This window comes from Pseudomonas sp. CROZ-RG-20F-R04-15, from assembly GCF_022662375.1.
Classification (GTDB): domain Bacteria; phylum Pseudomonadota; class Gammaproteobacteria; order Pseudomonadales; family Pseudomonadaceae; genus Aquipseudomonas.
In genome coordinates this window covers 289,445-306,743 of sequence record NZ_JAKNQL010000006.1, presented here as the reverse complement: position 1 = coordinate 306,743, position 17,299 = coordinate 289,445, and the positions used below count along the sequence as shown (strand labels likewise).

General features: G+C 61.7%; 14 protein-coding genes and 1 pseudogene. 9 read left to right on the top strand and 6 right to left on the bottom strand.

Annotated features, from left to right (window positions below):
* Positions 1-33: 33 nt before the first annotated feature.
* The 3 genes from L8H52_RS12350 to L8H52_RS12340 all read right to left on the bottom strand — a co-directional run bounded on the left by L8H52_RS12350 (position 34) and on the right by L8H52_RS12340 (position 4,584).
* Positions 34-1,692: a phosphoethanolamine--lipid A transferase gene (locus L8H52_RS12350; protein WP_242207262.1), complete on the bottom strand. Its 1,659-nt coding sequence runs from the start codon at positions 1,690-1,692 to the stop codon at positions 34-36.
* A 226-nt stretch (positions 1,693-1,918) separates the two neighbouring features.
* Positions 1,919-2,656 carry a TorF family putative porin gene (locus L8H52_RS12345; protein ID WP_242207261.1) on the bottom strand — a complete coding sequence of 246 codons (738 nt, stop codon included), beginning with the start codon at positions 2,654-2,656 and terminating at the stop codon, positions 1,919-1,921.
* A gap of 185 nt (positions 2,657-2,841) precedes the next feature.
* On the bottom strand, positions 2,842-4,584 hold the full coding sequence (locus tag L8H52_RS12340; protein ID WP_242207260.1) for an amidohydrolase: 1,743 nt from the start codon (positions 4,582-4,584) through the stop codon (positions 2,842-2,844).
* A 103-nt stretch (positions 4,585-4,687) separates the two neighbouring features.
* Between L8H52_RS12340 and L8H52_RS12335 the strand changes: the two genes are divergently transcribed.
* From L8H52_RS12335 to L8H52_RS12295, 9 genes and pseudogenes are all read left to right on the top strand, one after another.
* Positions 4,688-5,605: a LysR family transcriptional regulator gene (locus L8H52_RS12335; RefSeq protein ID WP_242207259.1), complete on the top strand. Its 918-nt coding sequence runs from the start codon at positions 4,688-4,690 to the stop codon at positions 5,603-5,605.
* 173 nt (positions 5,606-5,778) lie between these two features.
* Positions 5,779-6,396: a transcriptional repressor LexA gene (gene lexA / locus L8H52_RS12330; protein WP_007912515.1), complete on the top strand. Its 618-nt coding sequence runs from the start codon at positions 5,779-5,781 to the stop codon at positions 6,394-6,396.
* On the top strand, positions 6,396-7,013 hold the full coding sequence (gene imuA / locus L8H52_RS12325) for a translesion DNA synthesis-associated protein ImuA (protein WP_242207258.1): 618 nt from the start codon (positions 6,396-6,398) through the stop codon (positions 7,011-7,013). Before lexA ends, imuA begins: the two co-directional genes overlap by 1 nt.
* Before the next feature lie 7 nt (positions 7,014-7,020).
* A complete protein-coding gene (locus tag L8H52_RS12320) occupies positions 7,021-8,436 on the top strand; it encodes a DNA polymerase Y family protein (protein ID WP_242207257.1) in 1,416 nt (471 codons plus the stop codon).
* Entirely contained in the window at positions 8,412-11,510 is a 3,099-nt protein-coding gene (locus L8H52_RS12315; RefSeq protein WP_242207256.1) for an error-prone DNA polymerase, read from the top strand. The genes L8H52_RS12320 and L8H52_RS12315 overlap by 25 nt, the downstream gene beginning before the upstream one ends.
* 265 nt (positions 11,511-11,775) lie before the next feature.
* On the top strand, positions 11,776-12,462 hold the full coding sequence (locus L8H52_RS12310; RefSeq protein WP_161986630.1) for a CsgG/HfaB family protein: 687 nt from the start codon (positions 11,776-11,778) through the stop codon (positions 12,460-12,462).
* A gap of 29 nt (positions 12,463-12,491) precedes the next feature.
* A complete protein-coding gene (locus L8H52_RS12305) occupies positions 12,492-12,863 on the top strand; it encodes a DUF4810 domain-containing protein (protein ID WP_242207255.1) in 372 nt (123 codons plus the stop codon).
* Complete coding sequence (locus L8H52_RS12300) at positions 12,860-13,519, top strand: DUF799 domain-containing protein (protein WP_242207254.1); 660 nt, start codon at positions 12,860-12,862, stop codon at positions 13,517-13,519. Before L8H52_RS12305 ends, L8H52_RS12300 begins: the two co-directional genes overlap by 4 nt.
* A 12-nt stretch (positions 13,520-13,531) precedes the next feature.
* Positions 13,532-13,627 (top strand): annotated as a pseudogene (locus L8H52_RS12295) (metal ABC transporter ATP-binding protein); the annotation flags it as partial.
* A gap of 23 nt (positions 13,628-13,650) precedes the next feature.
* Here the strand turns inward: L8H52_RS12295 and L8H52_RS12290 are convergent.
* From L8H52_RS12290 to L8H52_RS12280, 3 genes are read right to left on the bottom strand one after another with little or no spacing between them, the layout of a single operon-like run.
* Positions 13,651-14,313: a flavin reductase family protein gene (locus L8H52_RS12290; protein WP_016985312.1), complete on the bottom strand. Its 663-nt coding sequence runs from the start codon at positions 14,311-14,313 to the stop codon at positions 13,651-13,653.
* 11 nt (positions 14,314-14,324) lie between these two features.
* Complete coding sequence (locus L8H52_RS12285) at positions 14,325-15,812, bottom strand: amidohydrolase family protein (protein WP_242207253.1); 1,488 nt, start codon at positions 15,810-15,812, stop codon at positions 14,325-14,327.
* The gene (locus L8H52_RS12280; RefSeq protein ID WP_242207252.1) at positions 15,809-17,005 is read right to left on the bottom strand and encodes an amidohydrolase family protein; all 1,197 of its coding nucleotides are present in this window, start codon (positions 17,003-17,005) and stop codon (positions 15,809-15,811) included. Before L8H52_RS12280 ends, L8H52_RS12285 begins: the two co-directional genes overlap by 4 nt.
* Positions 17,006-17,299 lie beyond the last annotated feature (294 nt).

The following is a 17,299-nucleotide window of genomic DNA, read 5'->3' as shown; positions in this document are numbered from 1 at the left end:
CGCTCCCACAGGGGGAGGTGTGTAATTCCCGGCTTATTGCGCGGCAGTCATCGAAGGCCGGCACCCATGAAAAATATCCAGCCCCGGCTGATACAGCGAGGTCTTCACCTCAAACAACCCCAGCACCGAATGAAACAGGTTGTCATGGCTCAAATCCGCCTGCCCGGTCTTGCCTTGCAGGCAGCCGCGATCAATCCCCTCACTGGCGAGCGTGCCATTGCCGAACCACATCACCATCGGCACGTGCGTCTGCGCTTCCGGCGCCAGCGCATACGGCGCCGCGTGCAGATACAAGCCGTTTTCGCCCAGCGATTCACCGTGATCGGAGACATACACCATCGAGGTGTCCAGCGAATCCTGATTGTGTTTGAGCAGCTCGATGACCTTGGCGAGGAAATGGTCGGTGTAGAGAATCGTGTTGTCGTACACGTTGACCAGTTCATCGCGGCTGCAACTGCCCAACTGGTTGGTGTGACAGATCGGTTTGAAGCGTTCCATGTCTTGCGGATAACGCTCGTAGTACTCGGGGCCATGGCTGCCGTCCGCATGCAGGACAATGATCGCGTGGCCCTTGAGACTGTCGATGTAGCTTTGCAGGTCCGCCAGCAGCGCTTCGTCGAGGCAGTTGTTGCCGTCGCAGAATGGCCCCGGCTGATTTTTTGCAATATCGCGATGCGGCACACGCAGGCAGGTGCCTTTGCAGTCGCTGTTGTTGTCGAGCCACAGCACCTGCACGCCGGCGCGCTGAAGGATGTCGAGCAGACCTTGGTAGGTTTTGCCTTTCTTGTCGCTGTAATCCTCACGCGGGAACATCGAGAACATGCACGGCACCGAGACCGCCGTCGACGTGCCGCAGGAATGCACCTGGGTGAAATTGAGGATGTCGAGTTTGCTCAGCTCGGGGTTGGTCTCGCGCTCATAGCCGTTCAGCGAGAAATGATCGGCCCGCGCGGTTTCACCGACCACGAAGATCATCAGCGATTTCTTCTCGCGACTGGCAGCCTTGGCACTCATCACCGCGTCTTCGCCGATGGCCTGCACCACGAAGTGCTTTTTGATGCCCAGGCGTTGCTTGGTGTATTTGCTGATCGCGTAGATGTAGTTGGTCGGGTTGATGAAGTGGGTGAGCTTGTCTTCTTCGCGAAAGATCGGCGCGTAGGTCGAATAGAAGGTGCCCACTGACGCGGCGATCACCAGCACACAGGCGATGATCACCAGAATCTTGTTGAGCAAGCCGCGAAAGAACGGCCGATAACTCATCGGCCAGCGCCAGATCAGCACTGCCGGCAACACGCCGAGCAACAGCACGTAAGCCAGCAGCTTGCCGTTGAACAGCGCGGTGGCTTCGGCGGGGTTGGTTTCGAAGACGTTCTGGATCATCACCGTGTCGATGGTGATGCCGTATTCATTCATGAAATACGCGGCGCACGCCGAAAGCAGGGCGACCACGGTGAGCACCGGTTTCAGTGTCCAGCGAAACGACACCAGGGTCAGCAGCAACGTGATCGCGGCCCAAAGAAACAGCCCGAACGAAGCAAAGAACGCTACTTTGTGCGCACCTTGCAGGGTGATCAGCGTACCCAGCGCCTTCCAGGTCGCCAGGTTGTACAACGCCACCAGTGCCAGGGAAAACAGCAGCACCAGTCGGGTAGGAGTGATGGACGGTAAACGCAGTCCGTTGCCCAAAGCCATGTCAAACATTCCTCTACTTGATGAAAAACCACGCGGTTGCGCGTGTAACTGTAGAAGAACATTAGTAAAAAATTCGTAAACATCCTGTAACAACTACCTGCTGGCTCACCCCAATCAAAACTGTGGGAGCGAGCCTGCTCGCGAAGGCGGAGGAACAGCCAACATCAATTTTGACTGACACACCGCCTTCGCGAGCAGGCTCGCTCCCACAGGTGGTCAGCGTTTTTCAGAAAGATTTGCTGACGCTGGCGACAACGGTGGCGGTGCAGACGTCTTTGAAGCCCCAGTTTCTCAGGCACTGGCTCTGCGACAGGTCGGTATCGATGTAGCTCAGGCCCAACACCACGCCGGCCAGATTGTGAGTGAGTTTGACTTCCCATTCTCGGTACGACGCTTCGGCGCTGCCGGACGCCGAGTACAAATGCGGATCCTTGAAATCCATATTGCCGTAACGCAATTTCAGCCCCGAGTCGTAAGGCAACTCGGTTTCATAACCGATGTAGCTGTACAGCGAACTCTGCTTGCTATCGATCCCCGGTGCATCGCTGGAGTAATACGCCGCCAGCTTCACCCCATAAACCCCGAGAATCCCGTAAACCTCGCTCTGGTTGAACTGGCTTTCCTTGGGGTAGGCGTACTTGATGTAACCCAGATCGAGGCTGACATCCTCGGTCGCCTGCCACAGCCAGCCGCCGTAGTAATCGACCTCCTGACGGGTTTTCAGGCCGCCACCGAAGTCGACGTTGGAACTCCAGGCGCCGAGGTACAGACCGCTGCTGTGAGCGAGGGTGAGGCCGGCCTGCACGGCGGGGTCGTTTTGCGTTTGCGAGATGCCGCGAGTGCGGTAATCGCTGGCGAGGGTCAGGTCTACCTCCAGTGCAAAGTCATCGTTCAAGGGGAGCGCGAAACTGCTCAAGGGCAGCACGCTCAAGAAACTCAGGGCGAACAGGGGCAAGGCTTTCATGTGAAGTCCCGGTGTTGTGATTATTTTTGGGCAGAAAGAGAACTGGGGGGGATTCGATTTCGATCCCCCGCACAGACCTTGTGGGAGCGAGCCTGCTCGCGAAAGCGGTGGTTCATTCAGTATTGATGGCGACTGATACGCCGCCTTCGCGAGCAGGCTCGCTCCCACAGGGGGGAGCAGTGTTGTTATTGGGTGGCGGTATAGACCTGACGGCCGCCGAACCAGGTTTGCAGGACCTGGGTGTCATGCAGGGCTTTGTTGTCGACGCTGAACACGTCGCGGTCGAGCACGATAAAGTCAGCCTGTTTGCCCGGCGTCAGTGAGCCGATCTGTTTTTCCAGGCCAATCGTCCGCGCCGCGTTGACCGTGTAGGCATAAAACATCGTGTCGCGGTCCAGACGCTCGTCGGCATTGAGCACGCCCAACGGGCCAACGCGGGTGATCGCCTGCGCCATGGCGTTGAACGGGTTCGGCGTCGACACTGGCCAGTCGCTGGCACCGGCAATCGTCGCGCCCTGTTTCAACAGCGAATGCGCCGGGTACTGGTAGCGGAAGGCGAGGGCGCTGACGTAGGGCTTGATCATGTCGGTGGTGTAGTCGTCGGCGCTGGCCCACAGCAGTTGCATCGAGGCGATGACGTTGAGCGGTTTGAAACGGGCGAACTCTTTCGGGTTGACCATTTGCAGGTGAGTGATCGAGTGGGTCACGCCGCTCTGCCGGTCCTTGCGCGCCTGGGCGATGCCGTTCAGTGATTCACGCACCGCGCGGTCGCCGATCGCATGGATGTGCACCAGCCAGCCGCGCTGGTCGATGGCGCTGACCAGTTCGCCGAAATGCTGCGGATCGATCAGCAGTTCGCCCTGTTTGTGCGAGTTGCTGTACGGGTCGATCATCGCCGCGCTCTGTGCCGGGAATTCAATCACGCCGTCGGCGAAGATCTTGATCCCGGGCAGGGTCAGGTTGGGAATGCCCTGAAACTGCTGGCGCACCTTGTCCAGCGTATCGAGGTCGGCGGGTACGCTTCTCGGGTTGGCCACCAGCAGCGCCGCGACGTGGACGCTCATGTCGCCGCTTTCCGACAACGCTTTATAAGCCGGCAGCACGCCGACGGTTTTCTCGGTCGGTTTGAGCGCGAACACCGCTTCGCCCGGTGCGGCGTTGGCGGCGGGGTCCATCCACGCGGTGATGCCGAGGCTGTTGTTGTAGCGCACCGCTGACTTGGCGGCGTTCAACATATCGGCGGGGCTTGGCACCGGCATTTTCGAGGCGACCCGGTCCCATCCGGCGTCGACCACAAAGCCATTCGGTTCACCGTTGGCCAGTTTGCCGATGGTGTCTTTTTCCGCGTCGGGCAGGGTTTTCAGCAGCGCGGCGTCGATACCAGCGCGTTTGAGCATGACGTTGTTGGCCCACGCGGTATGGTGGTCGCTGCCGATGAACACCACCGGCACATTGGCCCATTCGCCGCTGTTGAAGGTTTTGCCGAGTGCTTCGGCTTGCGCCCAGTAAGCCGAACTCATGCCGGCAATGCTCAGCACATCACCGTGTTTCGCTTTGCCGTCTTCGCGCCAGTCGCGCAGGCGTTTTTGCAACTCGTCGAGGCCGACGACCTCGTCTTCCATGTTCGCCGAGACCATTTCCAGTCCGCCGAAAATCGCGTGGGAATGGCTGTCGATCAGGCCGGGCATCAGCGCTTTGCCCTTGAGGTCGATCACTTGGGTGCCGGGCTCGATCAAGGCTTTGATCTGCGCATCGCTGCCGACTTTCAGCACTTTGCCGTTTTCTACGGCCAAGGCTTGCACCTTGGGTTGAGCGCGGTCGGCGGTGAAAATCTTGCCGTTGAGCAGGATCAGATCAGGGGCTGCCATGGCTTCCATCGAGGCAAAACTTACAGCGGCTACCAACAGACTCGGGATGAATCTTTTCATTGAAGATTTCCTTGTTATTGCGTCTGATGGCGAGATTAGTGGCTGGCAGCGGCTGACAGAACGCCTCCCTCACGAAAAACGTTTTTGCCTGAATGGAAAAAGCATGGACAAGTTGGGTGCATTGAAAATGTTCGTGGTCACCGCGCAGCTCGGCAGTTTCAGCCGCGCCGCCGAGCAGTTGGGCAAAACCCCGTCGGCGCTGACCAAAGCGGTCAATCACCTGGAATCGGAGCTGGGCGCACGGCTGTTCGAACGCAGTACGCGGCGGATTCTGCTCACCGAAATCGGCCGGGTGTATCTGGAAACCGCGAGGCTGGTATTGCAGCGGCTCGACGAGGCCAGCGAAGAAATCGAGCAATTGCAGCACGGCTTGCGCGGCAACCTGAAAATCACCGCACCGCTGGCGTATGGGCGGGCGTTTCTCGATGAGGTGTGTGACGGCTTTTTGCAGCAATACCCGCAGATCAGCCTGCAGGTGGACCTGTGCGATGCCTTCGTCAATCTGCTGGAAAGTGGTTATGACCTGGCATTGCGCGAAGGTCACGATGATTTGCCAGGGCTGATTGCGCGAGTGGTGGGCAGCAATCGTCTGGCCCTGTGCGGCAGCCCGGAATATCTGGCGCGCAAGGGCTTGCCGGTGAATCCGCAAACGCTTGAGCAGCATGAATGGCTGCTCTATCAGCATCCTTTGCTCAGCCGCGAATTCTGGTGGGCCGAGCGTGACGGGCAGCGCTTGAGCCTGGCGCAACCCGCAGCGCCGCGATTGCGCAGCGACAATTATGACCTGTTGCTGGCCAGTGCTTTGGCCGGACGCGGTTTGCTGCACACGCCGCTGTGGAGCGCCGCGCCGTACATTGCCGACGGGCGACTGGTGCGGGTCATGGCTGACTATGAAATCGACCCGGACACCTTTGGTCCGCACATTCTCGCGGTGTATCCGAGCCATCGACGGGCCACGGCCAAGGTTGTCGCGTTCATCGATTACATCGCCGGTTTCCTCGCCTCACGAGGCCTTGGCTAACTTTCAACGTGGGGTTGATCGTTCCCACGCTCTGCGTGGGAACGCCTCTAGGGACGCTCGCGTCCAGTGACGCGGAGCGTCACGGGCTGCATTCCCACGCGGAGCGTGGGAACGATCAAACGTGGCTTGAGCTGACTGGCGGCGCTTGTCAGGAAAATCCTACAGGAGTACAAATGTACTCCATGACGAACCTGACTCCCCGCCGTACCGCCATCCTGACGTTTATCCGCGATCGCATCGCCGAACACGGTCAGCCCCCAAGCCTCGCTGAAATCAGCGAGGCTTTTGGTTTTGCCTCGCGCAGTGTGGCGCGCAAGCACGTGCTCGCGCTCACCGAAGCCGGTTTTATCGAGGTCAATCCGCATCAGGCCCGGGGCATTCGCCTGCTCGGGCAACCGCCGCGCCCGGAACTGCTCGACATCCCCGTGCTCGGTCGCGTCGCTGCCGGTGCGCCGATTGGCGCCGATGCCGACATTCATAGCCGCTTGCTGCTCGATCCGGCGCTGTTCTCGCGCACACCCGATTACATGCTGCGGGTGCAGGGCGATTCGATGATCGAGGACGGCATTCTCGACGGCGATCTGGTCGGCGTGCGACGCAACCCCGAGGCACTCAACGGCCAGATCGTCGTGGCGCGGCTCGACGGTGAAGTCACCATCAAACGCTTCGAACGGCTCGGCGATGAAGTGCGCCTGTTGCCGCGCAACCCGGCGTACCAGCCGATTGTCGTGCGCGACGATCAGGATCTGGCCATCGAAGGGGTGTTCTGCGGTCTGGTGAGGCAAGGCTGATGGGCGCCGTCGTTGCGTTGGATACGCTGTTCAATGGCGGCCAGGTCTGGAAGGGCCGGCCTGCGCCACCCGCTGCCAGTCCGCAACCGACCGGCCATGCCGCGCTGGACGCGGCACTGCCCAGCGGTGGCTGGCCGGAAGCGGCGTTGAGCGAAATCCTTTTGGCCGGCCCCGGTGTCGGCGAACTGCAACTGGTCTGGCCAACGCTGGCGAGGTTATCGGCGGCGGGCGAGCGCATCGTGCTGGTGGCGCCGCCATTCGTGCCGTACCCGCAGGCGTGGGCGAACGCCGGGGTCGATCTGCGCCAGTTGTCGGTAATTCACGCCAGTGAGCGCGATGCCTTGTGGGCGGCCGAACAGTGTTTGCGTTCGGGCAGTTGCGGCGCGGTGCTGTGCTGGCCGCACAAGGCCGATGACCGCGCATTGCGGCGTTTGCAGGTGGCAGCGGAAACCGGCCAGACCCTGGCATTTGCCTGGCGGCCGCTGAGCGAAGCGGTCAACCCGTCACCGGCGGCGTTGCGCATCGCCATCGACGCCAAACCCGCGCAGTTGCGCGTGCTCAAGTGCCGTGGCGGATTGGCGCGCACGGCGCCGATTGCCTTTGCCGTGGGTCACTGAGGTCGCCATGCGCTGGGTCTGCATTCTGTTTCCGCAATTGGCCTTGGACGCGGTGCTGCGTCAACGTCCCGATCCCGATGAACCGTTGGTGCTGCTCAGCGGGCCGGCCCAGCGCCGGGTGCTGCAAGCGGTTAATCCTGCCGCGCGCAAACTCGGTCTGCGCGCCGGTCAGTCGATGACCGCCGCCCAGGCCATGAGCAAGGGTTTTGCCACCGCCGATTATGAAGCTGCCGAGGTCGAGCACTGGCAGCAGTTTCTCGCGGCGTGGGCTTACGGTTTCAGCGCGCAGGTGAGTGTGCATTACCCGCGCACCGTGGTGTTCGAGATCGAATCGAGCCTGGGCCTGTTCGGTTCCTGGGCGCAGTTCGAAGCACGGTTGCGCAAGGAACTGAGCGATCTGGGTTTCCGCCATCGCATCGTTGCCGCACCGAATCCGGTGGCGGCGCGGGTATTGGCCAATGCTTATGACGGGCTGGTAGTGCCGGACGGCGAGGCCTTGCAGCATCACCTCGGTCAGTTGCCCGTCGACCGCGTCGGCCTGGAGCCGGCGGTGGCCACGGCGTTGTCGCGCATGGGTCTGCGCAACCTCAGTCAGCTGCAAAGCCTGCCGCGTCAGGCACTGGCCCGGCGCTTCGAAGCGCAGATGCTCAAACACCTCGACACTTTGTTCGGTGCACGGCCATTGGCATTGGCGTTTTACCTGCCGCCGGATCGTTTCGATGTACGCATCGAACTGAATTTCGACGTGCAGTCGCATCAGGCCTTGCTGTTCCCGTTACGCCGGTTGACCGGTGATCTGTCGGCGTTCCTCTGCGGACGTGACAGCGGCGTGCAGCGTTTCGACCTGCATCTGGAACACGCCGGGCTGCCGGACAGCGTGATCAAAGTTGGTTTGCTCAGCGCCGAACGGGATCCGGCAATGCTCTTCGAACTGGCGCGCGGGCGGCTGGAGCAAGTGCAGGTCGAGGCGCCCGTGCGTGGCTTTCGTCTGCGCGCCGAGGATCTGCCGAGTTTCGTCCCGCAGTTTCAGGAGCTGTTCGACGACCGTCCGCAGCAGACCTTGCCCTGGGAGCAATTGCGCGAACGCCTGCGCGCACGCTTGGGCGATGACGCCGTGCAGGGGTTGCGCTTTCAGGCCGATCATCGTCCGGAGTGCGCGTGGCAGCATGGCGTCGACAAACAGCGCTGCGCCGGTTTGCCCAGCGTGCACCGTCCGGGCTGGCTGCTCGGTGAGCCGCAGAGCGTGGCGGAGGGTTCGGCGCGGATTCTCATGGGCCCGGAGCGTATCGAATCGGGCTGGTGGGACGGCGACGATGTGCGCCGCGATTATTACCTGATCCAGAACCGCGCCGGCCAACAGGGCTGGGCTTATCGCGCGGTGGGTGAGGGCGGTCCGTTGTGGCTGCAGGGCTGGTTTGCATGAATGGCGGTTATGCCGAACTGCACTGCCTGTCGAACTTCAGTTTTCAGCGCGGTGCCTCCAGTGCCCTTGAGTTGTTCCAGCGAGCGAAAAAATACGGCTATCAAGCGCTGGCAATCACCGATGAATGCACATTGGCCGGGATCGTCCGCGCCTGGCAAGCGGCGAAATCGGTTGAGCTGCCGCTGATCATCGGCAGTGAAGTGCGCATTGAAAACGGCCCGAAACTGCTGTTGCTGGTGGAGAACCTGGCGGGCTATCAGGCGCTGTGCGGTTTGATCACCCGTGCCCGACGGCGTACGCAGAAAGGCCAGTATCAGGTGCTGCGTGAGGACTTCGCCGAGCCGCTACCGGGGCTGCTGGTGTTGTGGGTGCCGGACTCGCTTGATCAGGTGGACGAGGGCCGTTGGCTGCGGCAGACCTTCGGCGAACGCCTGTGGCTGGCGGTGCAATTGCATCGTGGCCAGGACGATCAGCAGCGGTTGGCGGCATTGCTGAGTCTGGCCGCCGAGTTGCAGATTCCGGCCGTGGCCAGCGGCGATGTGCACATGCACGCCCGTGGCCGGCGCGCCTTGCAGGACACCATGACTGCGATCCGCCATCACGTCCCGGTGGCCGAAGCCGGGCTGCGTTTGCACCCCAATGGCGAACGGCATTTGCGCAGCGTCGAGGTATTGCGCGAGTTGTATCCGCAGGCCTTGCTCGACGAATCGGTGAGTCTGGCCCGGCGCTGCACCTTCGATCTGGGCGAGTTGCGTTATCAATACCCGAAAGAGCTGGTTCCCGATGGACACAGCGCCAGTTCCTGGCTGAGGCAACTGACCAAGGAAGGCATCGCCTGGCGCTGGGAGAAGGGCGCGCCCTTCAAGGTGCTGAGGCAGATCAATAAAGAGCTGAAGCTGATCGCCGAACTTGGCTACGAAAGTTATTTCCTCACCGTGCACGACGTGGTGCGCTTTGCCCGTGAGCAAAAAATCCTCTGTCAGGGCCGTGGTTCGGCAGCCAACTCGGCGGTGTGCTTTGCCTTGGGCATCACCGAGATCGACCCGGACCGCACCACGCTGCTGTTCGAACGCTTCATGTCCAAGGAACGCAACGAACCGCCGGATATCGACGTCGACTTCGAACACGAACGCCGTGAAGAAGTCCTGCAATACGTGTTCCGTCGCTATGGCCGCCGTCGCGCAGCACTGACCGCAGTGGTCAGCACCTACCACGCCGCCGGGGCTGTGCGTGATGTGGCCAAGGCCTTGGGGCTGCCGCCGGATCAGATCAACGCACTGGCCGATTGCTGCGGCCACTGGAGCGATGAAACCCCGCCGGTCGCGCGTCTGCTGGAAGGTGGTTTCGACCCGGAAAGCCCGGTGCTGCGCCGGGTGCTGAGCCTGACCGGGCAGTTGATCGGCTTCCCCCGACATTTGTCGCAGCACCCCGGTGGTTTCGTGATTTCCGAACAGCCGCTGGACACGCTGGTGCCGGTCGAGAACGCCGCCATGGCCGAGCGCACGATCATCCAGTGGGACAAGGACGACCTCGACGCAGTCGGCCTGCTCAAGGTGGATATCCTCGCCCTCGGCATGCTCAGCGCGATTCGCCGCTGTTTCGACCTGCTGCGCCGCCATCGCAATCAGGATCTCAGCTTGGCGACGATCCCGGCCGAAGACAAACCGACCTACGAGATGATCAGCCGCGCCGACACCATCGGTGTGTTCCAGATCGAGTCGCGGGCGCAGATGTCGATGCTGCCACGGCTGAAACCGGCGAAGTTCTATGACTTGGTGATTGAGGTGGCTATTGTCCGCCCGGGGCCGATTCAGGGCGGGATGGTCCATCCGTACTTGCGTCGCCGGAACAAGGAGGAAAAGGAAACCTACCCGTCGCCTGAGCTGGAAGTGGTGCTCAAACGCACCCTCGGCGTGCCGCTGTTTCAGGAACAGGTGATGCAGATCGCCATTGTCGCCGCCGATTACAGCCCCGGCGAGGCCGATCAATTACGCCGCTCGATGGCCGCGTGGAAACGTCATGGCGGACTTGAACCGCACAAGGAGCGACTGGCCGCCGGTATGAAGAAAAACGGCTATACGCCGGAGTTCGCCGCGCAGATTTTCGAGCAGATCAAAGGCTTCGGCAGCTACGGTTTCCCCGAATCTCATGCCGCCAGTTTTGCCTTGCTGACCTACGCCAGTTGCTGGCTCAAGTGTCATGAACCGGCGGCGTTCGCCTGTGCGCTGATCAATAGCTGGCCGATGGGCTTCTACAGCCCCGATCAGATTTTGCAGGACGCACGTCGGCATCAGTTGCAGATTCGTCCGGTCGACGTGCGTGCCAGTGATTGGGATTGCAGCCTGGAAACCACCACGGCGGCGCAACCGGCGATTCGTATGGGCCTGCGCATGATCAAGGGTTTTCGTGAAGACGATGCCCGGCGCATCGAAGCGGCGCGGGCGCGTGGGGCGTTTGCCGATGTCGCCGATCTGGGCGAGCGGGCGGCGCTCGACAGTCGCGCGCAGGCGTTGCTGGCTGATTCCGGGGCATTGCGCGGTTTGGCCGGGCATCGCCATCGGGCGCGCTGGGAAGTGGCCGGGGTGCAGAAACAGCTTGGCCTGTTTGCCGGGTTGCCAAATCAGGAGGAGCCGGAAGTGGTGCTGCCCAAACCCAGCATTGGCGAAGATCTGCACGCCGATTACGCCACGGTTGGCACCACACTGGGCCCGCACCCACTGGCGCTGTTGCGTGGCGAGTTGAAGGCGTTGCGCTGCCGCAGTTCACAGGAATTGCTTGAAGTCGAACACGGCCGGCCGGTGAGCGTCGCCGGGCTGGTGACAGGGCGCCAACGACCGGGCACCGCCAGCGGGGTGACCTTCGTCACTCTGGAAGACGAGTTCGGCAACGTCAACGTGGTGGTCTGGCGTGATCTGGCCGAGCGTCAGCGGCAAGTGCTGGTCGGTTCGCAATTGCTCAAGGTTGATGGCCGCTGGGAGCGCGAAGGCGAAGTGCGTCACCTGATCGCCGGACGCCTGAGCGACCTCAGCCCGCTGCTCAACGGCATCCGCGTGCAGAGCCGCGATTTCCATTAGCGCGCTCTGATCTGATCGTTCCCACGCTCTGCGTGGTAACGCCTCCCGTGACGCTCCGCGTCACAGCGGACGCGGAGCGTCCGTAGCTGCATTCCCACGCAGAGCGTGGGAACGATCATACGGCCAATCCAAGCCAATTCATTGGCGTCAAAAAAAGCCCTGTCGCGAATGATGGCACTTTGTCATAATGCCGCCCCTTTTCAGCTCCCGCCGCGCATTGCCGCGTCGGGACATCCCCGTTTTTCATAAGGAATATTCAGTGAGAATGATCTCCCGGATGCTGGTTTCAGGCGTCGCGATTGCTGTGCTCGGCACGATTGCCGGCACACTCGCCGGTTGCGCCACCGAAAGCTCCCGCGCGCTGCCGGTGGCCAAGGTAGAAAGCGCCACACAAGTCTGGACCGGCGTTCGCGTGCCAATGGCCGTGGGCAAGTTCGACAACCGCTCCAGCTACATGCGCGGGATCTTCTCCGACGGCGTCGACCGTCTCGGTGGTCAGGCCAAGACCATCCTCATCACCCACTTGCAGCAAACCAACCGCTTCAGCGTGCTGGATCGCGACAACATGGGCGAAATCCAGCAGGAAGCTGCGATCAAGGGCCAGGCCCAGCGTCTCAAAGGCGCCGATTACGTGGTCACCGGTGACGTCACCGAGTTCGGCCGCAAAGAAACCGGCGATCATCAACTGTTCGGCATTCTTGGCCGTGGCAAAACTCAAGTCGCCTACGCCAAGGTCAACCTGAACATCGTCAACATCAGCACCTCCGAAGTGGTCTATTCGACCCAGGGCGCCGGCGAATACGCCTTGTCCAACCGCGAAATCATCGGCTTCGGCGGCACCGCTGCCTACGACTCGACCCTCAACGGCAAAGTACTGGATCTGGCCATGCGCGAGGCGATCAATCGTCTGGTCGATGGCATGAACGCCGGTGCCTGGAAACCGGGCAACTGATCGACGCCCATTGCAAGGAGCAACACCCCATGACTCTGAATTTGTCGCGCTCGTTGATGGCGCTGACGCTGGCTGCCAGCGCCTTGCTGGCCGGTTGTGCTACCGGCCCGCAAACCCTGTACCAATGGGAAGGCTACGAACCCCAGGTCTACGAATACTTCAAAGGCGAAGAGCCGAAAGAAGCCCAGGCTGAAGCGCTGGAACGTGATCTGCAGAAAATCCGCTCCACCGGCAAAGCCGTACCGCCGGGTTACCACGCGCACCTTGGCCTGCTCTATCTGAGCATGGGCAAGGACGACCAGATGGTGCAGCAGTTCAAAACCGAGAAAACCCTGTTCCCCGAGTCCGGCACGTACATGGACTTCCTGCTCAAGAACGCCAAGAGCGGAGACGCGAAATGATCGCGCGTACCTTGAAACTGCTGGCCGCCGGTTTGGCCCTGACTGTGCTGGGCGGCTGCGTCGCGCCCAAGACCGTGGATTATTCGGCCTACAAACAGGCGCGCCCGAAAACCATTCTGGTGCTGCCGCCACTGAACACCTCGCCGGACGTGAAGGCGTCGTACAGTCTGCTGTCGCAGGTGACGTTCCCGCTGGCCGAGGCCGGTTACTACGTGCTGCCGATCGCGCTGGTTGACGAGACGTTCCGCCAGAACGGCCTGACCACCCCGGACGATATTCATCAGGCACCGCCGAGCAAGCTGAAGGAGATCTTCGGTGCGGACGCGGCGCTGTACATCACCGTGACCGAGTACGGCACGCGTTACATGGTGATCAGCAGCGAAACAGCAGTGACCGCAACGGCGAAACTGGTCGACCTGAAATCCGGCACCACGCTGTGGACCGGCTCGGCCCGGGCGTCGAGCGAAGAGGGCGGCAATAGCAATGCCGGCGGTATCGTCGGCATGCTGATCTCGGCAGCAGTGAAGCAGATCATCAACAGCTCCACCGATGCCGGCTACCCGATTGCCGGTAGGGCGAGCAATCGTCTGCTCTCGGCCGGGCATCCGGCAGGTCTGCTGTACGGCCCGCGCTCGCCGAAGTACGGCACGGACTAAGAAACGACATAAATCCCTGTGGGAGCGAGCCTGCTCGCGAAGGCGTCATACCAGTCGACACAATTGCTGACTGATCCACCGCTTTCGCGAGCAGGCTCGCTCCCACAAGGGTGATGCGTGTCTCTGTTGGGTTATTTCGGGGCTGGCCAAAACCGCTCGCCACCGCCCGGCGCTTCCGTCCACGCTTGCAACGAGCGGGTCGGCAGGTCGAAGTAGTCGCGGGTTCGCGCGTAACCATGGCCACCCATGCGCCCGATCGCGTCCAGGCCCAATTGATCGATGTACAGCGTCTTCGGATCGATCAACTCATCGCGCACGTGCGCCATCAACACCTCGCCAAAAATGATCTCCCGTGACTGACCAATGTTCAGCGCCATCATCCGCCGGCATTCCAGTGCCACCGGTGCCTCACCGATGCGCGGGCATTTCACTGTCGTACCGGGGATCGCCGTCAGCCCCGCAGCGGTCAGCTCATCGAACCCCGGCGCGAAGGGCACGGCGCAGACGTTCATCGCCTCCACCAGCGCATCGCTGACGATGTTCACTGTGAACTCCTGATTGAGCTGGATATTGCGCGTAGTGTCTTTCGGGCTCTGGTCACCGTAATTCTCGACACCCAGCGCCAGAATCGGCGGATCGGCCGACAGCGCATTGAAGAAGCTGAACGGCGCAGCATTTACCCGGCCTTCGCCATCGATAGTGGTGACCAGTGCGATGGGCCGGGGCACGACGCTGCCGATGAGGATCTTGTATTTTTCCCGTGGGCTGAGCTGGCTGAAATCAAAACTGTGCATGGCAGAAATCTCTAGGCAAGTGGATCAATCGCGCTCAATGGCGCGTCGGCGCTGTAGTCATCGGCGAACGGAATGGCCGGCTGGAACAGGGTTTTCCAGTCCGGTCGGGCAAAGGCCCGATCGCTATGGCTGCGCATCAGTTTTTCGTATTGGCGTTGGGCCTGGCGTTGCAATTGGGCGTAGTCGACGCCGCTGACCTGACCGTCGTGCATCACGCAGCGACCGTCGATGTAACTGGCGATGCAGTCGTCGCCACGCCCGGCCAGCAGCAGGTTCTTCAAAGGATCGAACAGCGGCCCCAGATGCAGGCCGCGCAGGCTGAACACGGTAATGTCGGCTTTGGCGCCGGGGGCCAGGCGGCCGAGATCATCACGGCCCAGCGCCCGGGCGCCGCCGAGCGTCGCGGCGTTGTACAGGTCGAGGCTGCTGGTCAGCGCCGGGCCGCCCTCCATCAAGCGAGCGATGTTCAAGCCGTGGCGCATGTTTTCCAGCAGATCCGCCGGCCAGGTGTCAGTGCCCAGCGCAAAGTTGATGCCCTTGGCGCGGTAGCGACCGAACGAATTCACCGCCTCACCGTCACGGGCAAACACCAATGGGCAATGCACCAGACTCGCGCCGCCGTCGATAACCCGCTGCAAATCGTCATCGCCAGTGGTGTAGATGCCGTGTGGCAGCAGACTGCGCGGCGTGAGCAACTCCAGTTGCTGCAACCAGCCCAACGGCGAAGTGCCGCGCAATTGCTCGACCATCGCCACTTCGCTGAGCGCCTGACAGCAATGCAGGCGCATCGGTGCATTGAGTTCGCGGCTCAGCGCCGAGGTGCGTTGCAGCAACGCCGGGGTGCAGGTCTGGATGCGATCGGGCAACAGCGCACCGCGAATCAAACCGCTGTGCGCGCCGTCGAAATTCTTGAAAAAACGTTCAGCGGCATCCAGTCCCGCCAGTCCTCGTTCCTCATCCCAGTGATGGGCGATTGAGCCGTCGGCGCGCCAATAACTCATGCCGCTCATGTAGCAGGGGCCGAGGTACGTTCGCAGCCCTGACTCAGCCGCCACCTCGGCGACGGCGGCAAATTCATCGTAGGTTTCCGCCCACTCGCGGTAGTACATCGAGGTGATCGGCATCGCCGTGGTGATGCCGTTGCGGATCAACTGAGTGAAGGCGTAGCGGTATTTGAAGACCTCTTCTTCCGGACTGTAAGTTTCACGCGAGCCGGCGGCCAGATACTCGGCAGACCACATGCGGCCCATGGCGCGCTCGTCGCCGTTGTCGAGGGTCAGCACCGTGGAATCGAGATCGCCCAGCGCATCCAGATCGATGAAACCTGGACCGATCAACGCATTGCCGTAATCGATCCACTGATCCACCGGCCCCGCGTAACCGCGCCCGACAAATTCGATGCGCGAGCCGGCAAACACGACTTCACCGTCGCGCCACAGCACATGCTGCCTGCCGTCGAAACCGACCACGCAAGTGGCGCGCAGGCCGATGCGTTTCACAGGCGGCTGTCCAGCAAACGACCGCCGCTAGCGATCAAGGAACCCGCGCGATAGACCTGCCGCAATGGCCGCGCAACGACGGCTTCGCCAAGGGTTTCAACCGGCATCAGCAAGAAGTCCGCACGCTGCCCGAGCGCAAATCCGTAATCCTCGATGCCCAGCGCCCGCGCACCATTGACCGTGGCCGCGTCAAACGCCGCCGCCAGCTCATCGTCCTTGCCCAGATCAAAGCGAAACGCCAACAACATTGCCCGCTCCAGCATGTCGCCATTGCCCATCGGCGACCACGCATCGCGGATGCCATCGGAACCCAGGCAGACATTCACGCCGACTTCACGCAACGGCAGAAATGGCGGCACGGCGGTGTCGGCGGGCGCCGCACTCATCAGCGAAATACCCAACGCCGCCAAGCGTTCGGCAACCGGTTTGACCAGGTTCCACGGCAACATGCCGAGGCAGTATGCGTGGCTGATCATCACCCGGTTTTGCAGGTTGAAGCGCTCGGTGTAATCAGCGATCAACGCGATCTGCCACAGGCCCAGCTCTCCTTTGTCGTGCAGGTGAATATCCACGCCACGGCCAAACTCGGCCGCCAGTTTGAAGACGAAATCCAGCTGCGCAATCGGGTCGTTGTCGATACCGCACGGGTCGAGTCCGCCGACGTTCTCCACGCCCAGCGCCATCGCCTCGCGCATCAGCTCGGCGGTGCCGGGACGGCTGATCAGCCCGGTTTGCGGGAACACCACCAGTTGCAGATCGATCAGGTCTTGGTAGCGTTCACGCAGTTGCTGCATGGCTTCAACGTGACGCAGGCCGAATTCCGGATCGATATCGACGTGGCAACGCATCGTCAGCGAGCCACGGGCGATGCAGTTTTCCAGCAGGGCACCGGCGCGTTCGGCGATGGGGGCCGTGACTTCGCGGAGGATGCGGCGTTCGTTACTGATGTAATCCTTGAGCGTCGGGCCGGCGCTGTTCGGGCGCCAGGGTTGGCCGTAGAGGGTTTTGTCGAGGTGGACATGGCTTTCGACCAGAGCGCTGGTGAGCAGTTGGTTGTGGCCGTCGATGTCGGTGCCGGCCAGCGGCGTGTTGCTGGCCGGGCGGCGCTGGGCGAATCGGCCGTTTTCGATCAGCAGGTCTTCGGCTTGGGCGCCGTAGGGGCGCACGTTGCGGAGCCAGTGTGGTTGGGTCATACAAACCTCGTAGGTCTTTGAATTTTTTCCCTCACCCTAGCCCTCTCCCGGAGGGAGAGGGGACCGAATGGGGGATATTGGAGAAGTACACCGACCTGAAAGTCCGGCTGTGAATCCAGAACTGACCGGTTTGAAAGCTCGGCTGTGACTCCATAATCGACTCGGTTTATCAGGTCGGCGTAGATCGCAAGACACCTCGGTCAGTCCCCTCTCCCCCCGGGAGAGGGCTAGGGTGAGGGCAGCGGTTCCGGATCAACCCTTGAGCTTCGACCAGATACGGTCCTGCAGCTTCCG